Source organism: Nocardiopsis sp. NPDC055879, from assembly GCF_053615935.1.
Genome location: NZ_JBSHCT010000054.1, coordinates 1 through 7,907, shown reverse-complemented (window position 1 = coordinate 7,907; position 7,907 = coordinate 1). Strand labels below are relative to the sequence as shown.

The 7,907-nt window shown below is 68.5% G+C and carries 8 protein-coding genes; 5 read left to right on the top strand and 3 right to left on the bottom strand.

All coding sequences use genetic code 11. From position 1 onward, the window contains the following. Nucleotides 1-140: 140 nt before the first annotated feature. Both ACWGKS_RS29390 and ACWGKS_RS29385 read right to left on the bottom strand, forming a co-directional pair. Nucleotides 141-1,289: an acyltransferase family protein gene (locus tag ACWGKS_RS29390; RefSeq protein ID WP_358516181.1), complete on the bottom strand. Its 1,149-nt coding sequence runs from the start codon at nucleotides 1,287-1,289 to the stop codon at nucleotides 141-143. A 27-nt stretch (nucleotides 1,290-1,316) separates the two neighbouring features. Further along, nucleotides 1,317-1,937 (bottom strand): TetR/AcrR family transcriptional regulator, encoded by a 621-nt coding sequence (locus tag ACWGKS_RS29385; protein ID WP_358516184.1) that lies wholly within the window; start codon nucleotides 1,935-1,937, stop codon nucleotides 1,317-1,319. Nucleotides 1,938-2,088: 151 nt separating this feature from the next. On the opposite strand from ACWGKS_RS29385, the gene ACWGKS_RS29380 reads away from it, so the two are divergent. The 4 genes from ACWGKS_RS29380 (at nucleotide 2,089) to ACWGKS_RS29365 (ending at nucleotide 4,424) form a co-directional block, all read left to right on the top strand. After that, nucleotides 2,089-2,514, top strand: a complete 426-nt coding sequence (locus tag ACWGKS_RS29380; protein WP_358516187.1) for a fluoride efflux transporter FluC — start codon at nucleotides 2,089-2,091, stop codon at nucleotides 2,512-2,514. Continuing rightward, nucleotides 2,511-2,873 (top strand): fluoride efflux transporter FluC, encoded by a 363-nt coding sequence (locus tag ACWGKS_RS29375; RefSeq protein WP_358516190.1) that lies wholly within the window; start codon nucleotides 2,511-2,513, stop codon nucleotides 2,871-2,873. Before ACWGKS_RS29380 ends, ACWGKS_RS29375 begins: the two co-directional genes overlap by 4 nt. Nucleotides 2,874-2,894: 21 nt before the next feature. Beyond that, entirely contained in the window at nucleotides 2,895-3,542 is a 648-nt protein-coding gene (locus ACWGKS_RS29370) for a class I SAM-dependent methyltransferase (RefSeq protein WP_358516193.1), read from the top strand. Nucleotides 3,543-3,740: 198 nt separating this feature from the next. Beyond that, the gene (locus ACWGKS_RS29365) at nucleotides 3,741-4,424 is read left to right on the top strand and encodes a DUF4287 domain-containing protein (RefSeq protein ID WP_358516196.1); all 684 of its coding nucleotides are present in this window, start codon (nucleotides 3,741-3,743) and stop codon (nucleotides 4,422-4,424) included. Nucleotides 4,425-4,490: 66 nt separating this feature from the next. Here ACWGKS_RS29365 and ACWGKS_RS29360 read toward each other — a convergent pair whose 3' ends face one another. Further along, entirely contained in the window at nucleotides 4,491-6,791 is a 2,301-nt protein-coding gene (locus ACWGKS_RS29360) for an ATP-binding cassette domain-containing protein (RefSeq protein ID WP_452456825.1), read from the bottom strand. Between the two features lie 62 nt (nucleotides 6,792-6,853). On the opposite strand from ACWGKS_RS29360, the gene ACWGKS_RS29355 reads away from it, so the two are divergent. Next, on the top strand, nucleotides 6,854-7,663 hold the full coding sequence (locus ACWGKS_RS29355) for a TetR/AcrR family transcriptional regulator (protein ID WP_358516202.1): 810 nt from the start codon (nucleotides 6,854-6,856) through the stop codon (nucleotides 7,661-7,663). The last annotated feature ends 244 nt before the right edge of the window (nucleotides 7,664-7,907 follow it).

Here is a 7,907-nt window from a genome sequence, read left to right as displayed (position 1 = left end):
CGTTGTGTCCAGTGCGGCTACACAGAGCACGCCGATCGGGTGGGAGCGGTCAACGTTGGTATCAGGGCCGGGCTGGTCCTTCCTGTTGCCTGAGTGGTGGCAGGAGAAGCCCACCGCTTCAGCGGTGGGAGGAGTCACGTTCACAGCATCCGATCGACCCCCGGGATGGCCCGCACACCGGCGGCCAACGCCCAGGTCAGTGGCACGCTCAACGCGGCCAGGCCGGCGAACTTGACCACCGCCGGGGCCTGCCAGTCACCCAGGGCCATGCCCACCAACACCAGCACCACCGCGTGCAGCACGTACACGGCGAAGGCGTTCTCACCCAGGAACCGCCACACACGGTTGTCCCGGGCCAGGAACCGACGGAAGAAGACCAGCAGCGCCAGCACCAAACCCACCGAGAACAGGTTCTCCGCCACCAGATGCACCAAGGACGCACCGGTGCCCGGGGCAGCGGTCACGAACACGACCATGACGGGCAGTGACACCGCCGCGGCGATCCCGCCGACCACCCCGGCCCGGTCCGGCAACCGGTGCAACCAGTCACCCCGGTAGGCGAGCGCGCCCACGGTGAACATGGCCACGTACTGGGGCAGGTAACCGGGGCTGGGCAACCCCACCACCGGCCAGTACGGCGCGGGGAAGGCCCACCGCCAGGCGAAGGTGGCCAGGGCCAGCCCCACCGCGAACACCAGAACCGGGACCAGCCAGCGCACCGGCCCTCGCTCCCGAACCTGCGCCACGACCGGGGCGGGCCGGGAGCGACGCTCACGCACACCGCGCACCAGCACATAGACCAGGCTCATCACCAACAGCACCTCTACGAACCACATCGGGCCCGGGTCGATGGTGAGCAGGTACAGCAGCCACAGCGGAAGGTCGGGTTCAGCGGCCAACACCTGTCCGAACGCCGGGATCATGGCCAAGGGCCGCAACAAAACCAGGAACAGCAGCAGGGGAACGCCCAACCGGACCAGGCGTTCGCGCATGAACCCGCGCCGCCCACGCCGATCGATCGAACCCGGCACGAAGTACCCGGCGATGAGGAAGAACATCCCCATGAAGAACGTCTGGTTGAAGAGCACGAACAGATCCAGCGCCACCCCGGAGGGGTCTTGGGCCGGCTCCGTCAGGTACCACACCGGGATGTTGCCGTAGGTGATGGCCGCGTGGTGCAACACGACCAGGACCGTCAGGACCACCCTGAGGTGATCGACGTAGAACAGTCGGGGGCGGGACGGCCGATCGGCCGCCCCGGTGGTGGATGGGCTGATGTTCTGTGCCATGGGGACCTCGTCACTATGGTGTGACGGTCATGGGGCTCGAATCGCACGGACCAGGAGTTCGCCCAGTTCGTCGGCGTGCGCGAGCAGGTCGTGGTCGGGGTGTGTCCGCCAGTACTCGAACATGGCGTCGATGGTCGCCTGTTGGCTGATCGCCATCACCCGCACGTCGAACTCGCGAAACTCCCCGCTCCGCTGCCCGGCTCGGTAGAGCTCTTCCATGGGTTGGTAGATCGCCTCGGGTTGGGACCCATCGAAGCGGGGGGCGCCCTGGGCGTCACGGAAGTGCCGGAAGATCTGGGACAGTGCCGTCATGCGCTCGCGATGGGCCAGCGCGTACTCGGCCACGCCGCGCACGTGGGTGCGCAGCGCACGTTCCATGTTCTGCTCGGCCAGGACCCGGGGCGCGACCTCCTCCCCGATCTGGGTGTAGACGCTTATCACCACCTGGTCCATCAGCTCGTCCTTGCCGTCGAAGTGGTAGGAGATGACGCCTTTGCTCACCTGCGCCGTCCGTGCGATCCGAGCCAGGGAGGCGTTCGGGTAACCGACCTCGGCGATGGTGCGCACCGCCGCGTCGATGATCTGTGCCCTGCGGGCCTCCTCGATGAAGGACCGCTTCTGACCGTCTGGCTCGTTTTTTGACCGCATGGCCAGAATCCTACCCGGGCGGCCGGAAGACCATCGGGGATAGCCCTGATCCCATCCCTGAAGCGGACCCTCGCCCCCGGCTCGGGCAGGAGCCACGGATCTCGGGGTCCGCCGACGCCATCAGGTGCTCTCCGGGTGGAGGATGGGAGCCATGACCCCACCCGCGCCGGCCCGCCTTCGGTCCGTGCTCGCCTTCGTCGCCCTCGGCGGGGCCTTGGGCGCGCTGACCCGCCACGGCCTGGACACCCTGTGGCCGCCCGCCGCCTCGGGGGTGTCCTGGACGATCCTGGCCGTCAACGTCACCGGCAGCCTGCTCATCGGCCTGCTGATGGAACTGATCGCGCACCGGTGGCTCCACAGCCGCTACGTGCGCCCGTTCTGGGGCGTGGGCTTCCTTGGCGGATACACCACCTTCTCCGCCTATGCCGCGGACGTGGTCACCGCCCTGGAACGAGGCGCCCCGCAGGTGGCGCTGGCCTACCTGTCCCTGACCCTGATCGGTGCGCTCACCGCGGCCTGGGCCGCCTCCGCACTGGCCCACCGACTGCTCACCCACAGCGCCGGGAGGAACCCGTGAGCGCTCTGATGGTGGCCCTGGGCGCGGCCGTGGGCGCCCCCACGCGTTTCCTGGTGGACCTGACCCTCCAACGCCGCCTGGGTCGGGCCTTCCCGTGGGGCACCTTGATGGTGAACGTGGTCGGCAGCCTCCTCCTGGGTTCGCTCCTGGGCCTGCCCCTGCCTCCCGAGGCACTGGCACTCCTGGGCACCGGGTTCTGCGGGGCGTTGACCACCTACTCCACCTTCGCCCACGAGACCGTGCGGCTGGCGCGCACCGGCGCCCGGCGGCGCGCTTTGGTCTTCGTCGCGGCCCACCTGTTCCTGGGCTTGGGCGCGGCCTGGCTCGGCCTGGGCCTGACCACGCTCTTGAGGGGTTGAGGGGCCGCTATCGTGACCGGTATGTCGCTGCTCGACCGCATGGCCCGGTTCAACGCGCGCCATCCGTGGAGCCACAACGACTGGTACGGGCCCTGGGTGGTGCGTCGAGTGGTGGCCTCGGGCGCCACCCGCGTGCTGGACGTGGGGTGCGGCACCGGCAACCTGATCGAGCGATTGCACGGGCGGGTTCCCGAGGTCAGCGGCCTGGAACCCGACCCCGACACCGCCGCGCTCGCTCGTGAACGCTTCGCACGCACCCCGGGCGTGACCATCCTCCAGGCCGGATGGGAGCGGCGCGACCCCACCACCCGGTGGGATGCCATCACCCTGGTGGCGGTCCTGCACCACCTGCCCTTGGAGCAGACACTCCCCCAGCTCCGGAAGGCCCTGGCCCCGGGAGGCCGCCTGGTGGTGGTCGGCCACCACCGCGAACAGGGCGTCGCCGACCTGGTCACCGGGCTGGTCTCCGCGGTGCTCAACCCGCTGATCGGCCTGTGCAAGCACCCCAAGGCGGCCACCGCCGCGCTACCGCACATGCGCGCGCCCACCGCCGAACCGCCGCACACCCTGGCCCGGATCCGTGCCGTGGCCGCCCGTCACCTGCCCGGGGCCCGCGTCCACCGCGGCCTGTTCTGGCGGCACACCCTGGTCTACGACCGCCCCCACTGACCAGGGGTGGCGCCCAACACTTCAGCGCAGTAACTTGGAAGTGGCGCGATCCCGCGCCCAACCTCCGGCCCCGGCGCCCACGCCGTCGGCCTCGCGGAGGCAAAGGGGACCTGGGAGTTCTCGGGAGGCCGGTCGAAGACGACCCTTCCGGCGGGGCGATGGGAGCGTGGGTGCCGTCGCGGACCGCCAGGAGCCGTCATGACCAGCAACAAGTCCTTCAAGCAGCGGGTACGCGCCCGGATGGACAAGACCGGCGAGAGCTACACCGCCGCTCGGGCCCATCTGCTCCCCGCACCCGAAATCCCCGCGCCCACCGCCGATACCACCACCGGAACCGGTGCGGCCACCATCCGCCGGCGGGTCTCCGACGACAAGGTGGCTCAGGCGACCGGGCGCGGCTACGACGAGTGGTTCGCCCTGTTGGACTCCTGGCAGGCCACCACGCGCACCCACACCGATATCGCCGCCCACCTGGTCCAAGAGCACGGCGTGCAGGACTGGTACGCCCAGACCGTCACGGTCGCCTACGAGCAGGAACGTGGCCTGCGCGTACCCGGGCAGAAGAAGGACGGGTTCGCCACCAGCGCGAGCAAGACCGTCGATGTGCCCGTGGAGCGGCTGTTCGAGGCCTTCGCCGACCCCACCCTGCGCCAGGAGTGGCTGGGGGTGGTGGCTCACGAGCGGACCGCCAAGGCGGGCAAGCGCTTCACCGCCGACCTGCCCGAGGACACCCGTATCGCCGCCACCTTCCAGGCCAAGGGCCAGGGCAAGTCCCTGGTGGGCATCGAGCACACCCGCATCGGCGGCCCCGAGCGCGCCGCGGCGTGGAAGGGCGACTGGCGCCGCTGGCTGGGCGACCTCAAGAAGCTTCTGGAGGGCTGACCGAAGGGCACGGGCCCGCCCCCGCGAACCATGGTCTTCGGGGCGGGCCCGTCCGTTACCCGGCCGCTAACGTTGCAGGTAGGCGCGCAGGTGATGGGCGGTCAGGGTCTGGCCTTGGTCCACCAACCGCTCCGGAGAACCCTCGAACACGACCCGTCCACCGTCGTGCCCCGCACCCGGGCCCAGGTCGATGATGTGGTCGGCGTGCGCCATGACCGCCTGGTGGTGTTCGATCACCACCACCGTGTTCCCGTCCTGGACCAGCCGGTCCAGCAGCGCCAACAACCGGTCCACGTCCGCCAGGTGCAGCCCGGTGGTGGGCTCGTCCAGCACGTACACCGCCCCCTGCTTGGCCATGGAGATCGCCAGCTTCAACCGCTGACGCTCACCGCCCGACAGGGTGGTCAACGGCTGCCCCAGACCCAGGTAGCCCAGCCCGACGTCGTGCAGCCGGTCCAAGATGGTGCGGGCGTTACCGGAGGTGAAGAACTCACGTGCGGTCTCCACCGACATGGCCAGGACCTGGCTGATGTCCTTGCCGCGCAACGTGTACTGGAGCACCTCGTCCTTGAACCGGCGCCCCTGACACTTCTCGCAGGTGGAGGCCACCCCGGCCATCATCGCCAGGTCGGTGTAGATGACCCCGGCGCCCTTGCATTCGGGGCAGGCCCCCTCGGAGTTGGCGCTGAACAGGGAGGCCTTGACCTGGTTGGCGCGGGCGAAGGCGGTACGGATCGGGTCGAGCAGCCCGGTGTAGGTGGCCGGGTTGGAGCGGCGCGATCCTCGGATCGCCGACTGGTCGACCACCACCACGCCCTCGTGTGCGGGCAGCGCGCCGTGGATGAGCGAACTCTTTCCCGATCCGGCCACCCCGGTGACCACGGTGAGCACGCCCAGGGGCACGTCCACGGACACATCCCGCAGGTTGTGGGTGTTCGCGTCGCGGATGGGCAGGTGCCCGGTGGCGGTGCGCACCTCGTCCTTGAGACGAATCCGGTGGTCCAGGTGACGACCGGTGAGGGTGCCCGAGGCGCGCAGCCCGGCCACGTCACCGGTGTAGGTCACCGAGCCGCCGCGCGGACCGGCGCCCGGGCCCAGGTCCACCACGTGGTCGGCGATGGCGATGGTCTCCGGTTTGTGCTCGACCACCAGTACCGTGTTGCCCTTGTCGCGCAGCCCCAAGAGCAGGTTGTTCATCCGCTCGATGTCGTGCGGGTGCAGTCCCACGGTGGGCTCGTCGAAGACGTAGGTGATGTCGCTGAGGCTGGAGCCCAGGTGGCGGACCATCTTGACCCTTTGGGCCTCACCTCCGGACAGGGTGCCCGACTCCCGGTCCAGACTCAGGTAGCCGAGCCCCACCTCCACCAGGGACTCCAGGGTGTGGGCCAGGGTGTCCACCAACGGTTTGACGGCCGGGTCGTCGATGGTGCGCACGAACGCGGCCAGGTCGTCGATCTGCATCGAGGCGCACTCGGTGATGGTGCGCCCGGCCACCTTGACCTCGCGGGCGGTGGCGTTGAGCCTGGTGCCGGCGCACTCGGGGCAGGTGGAGGTGACCACGGCCCGTTCCACGAAGGCGCGCAGGGCCGGTTGCATCTTGTCGCGGTCCTTGGCCAGGTAGGTCCGCTTGATCTTGGGGACCAGGCCCTCGTAGGAGAAGGAGTTCTTGCCGACCTTGACCTTGGTCAGGGGTCCGTACAGGAAGGTGTTCCACTCCTGGCCGGTGTAGTCGTCCAGGCGTTTGTCGGCGTCCAGCAACCCCGAGTGCACGAACACCTGCCAGTACCAGCTGTCCACCGTGTAACCGGGGACGGTGATGGCGCCCTCGTTCAGGGAGAGTTCGCGGTCGTAGAGTTCCTCCAGCTCGATCTGGTCGGTACGCCCCAGCCCCTCACATTCGAGGCACATGCCCTCGGCGTTGTTGAAGCTGAACACGCTGGAGGGTTCCAGGCGCGGGGTGCCCGCCCGGCTGTAGACGATACGCAGCATGGCGTGGGCGTCGGTGGCCGTTCCCACGGTCGAGCGCGAGTTGGCTCCCATGCGTTCCTGGTCGACGATGATGGCCGCGCTGAGGTTGCGCAGGGAGTCCACGTCGGGTCGGCCGGTGCTGGGCATGAACGACTGCAAGAAGGCGGTGTAGGTCTCGTTGATGAGCCGCTGGGACTCGGCGGCGATGGTACCGAAGACCAGCGAGGACTTCCCCGAACCGGACAGCCCGGTGAAGACGCTCAGTCTCCTCTTGGGGATGTCCACCGAGACGTTGTCGAGGTTGTTCTCCCTGGCCCCACGCACCTGGATGGTGTCGTGGGCGTCGGCCGCTGTGTTCTGTTCGAAGGTCAAGCTGCTCCCCTGGTGCCCGCGTTCCAACGATTCCTTATGCGCTAAACTAACAGCCGAAGCACATTAGTTTATTCCCTAAGGAGACGCAAGTGGTGGTCTACGCCGGCCAGGGCGACCCGCGCCGTTCCATGGCACTGCTGTGGCGCGAACACGAGCAGGGCGAGCGCACCGCCCCCGGCCCCAAACCGGAACTGAACGTGGACCTGGTCGTGCGCACCGCCATCGACATCGCCGACACCCTAGGGCTGCAGGCGCTGTCCATGCGCGCGGTGGGCGAGCGACTGGGCCGCACCGCGATGTCGCTCTACACCTACGTGGCCAGCAAGAACGAGCTCATCGACCTGATGTACGACCAGGCCTTCGCCGAGTTGGCCGATGAGGTCGAGCAGGAGTCACAGGCGGCCACCCTCGACCAGGGCTGGCGCGAGAGCACCCGAACCTGGGTGGGCCTGCTGTGGGACTTCTACCTGCGCCACCCCTGGACCCTGGAGGTCTCCCAGGCCCGCCCCGTCCTGGGCCCCAACGAGTACCGACTCTTCGAATCGCTGGCCACCCTGTTGCACACGGCCGGAATGGCACCCAAGGCCATCAGCAGCACCTTCGGAAGCCTGCTCAACCTGGTTCGCGGCATGGTCCGCACCGCCGCCGAGGCCCGCCAGGCCCAAGCGGTGACCGGGGTACCCGAGGACGAGTGGTGGTACGCCCGCTCCGAACAGCTGGAGGAGTTGGCGCCCGACTTCGCCGAGCGCTTTCCGACCCTGACGTTGATGACCGCCCAGGGCGCCTTCGACAACGAGGACCCCACCGAGCCCTACCTGGAACGCGAGGCCTGGGAGACACTGCGGTTCGGACTGGAGACCTTGCTGGACGGCATCCAACGCCGCATCGACACCGCTTGAGCGACGTCGTCGGGGCCTCAAGAGCGGGTCAGATCCAGCCCAGCAGGAACAACACCAGCAAGGTCAAAGCGGCCGAGACCAGCAGGGACCCCACACAGCCCCAACGGCTGTTGTAGAAAAAGAACACGGGCACCTCCTCAAGGGTTCTCTGATCTTGCTTCGGTTCGGTAGACAGATGTCCACTTTCGGATAGTTTGCTACTGAATGAGGAGATTCAAGATGCCTAGGACCCGACCGGCCTACC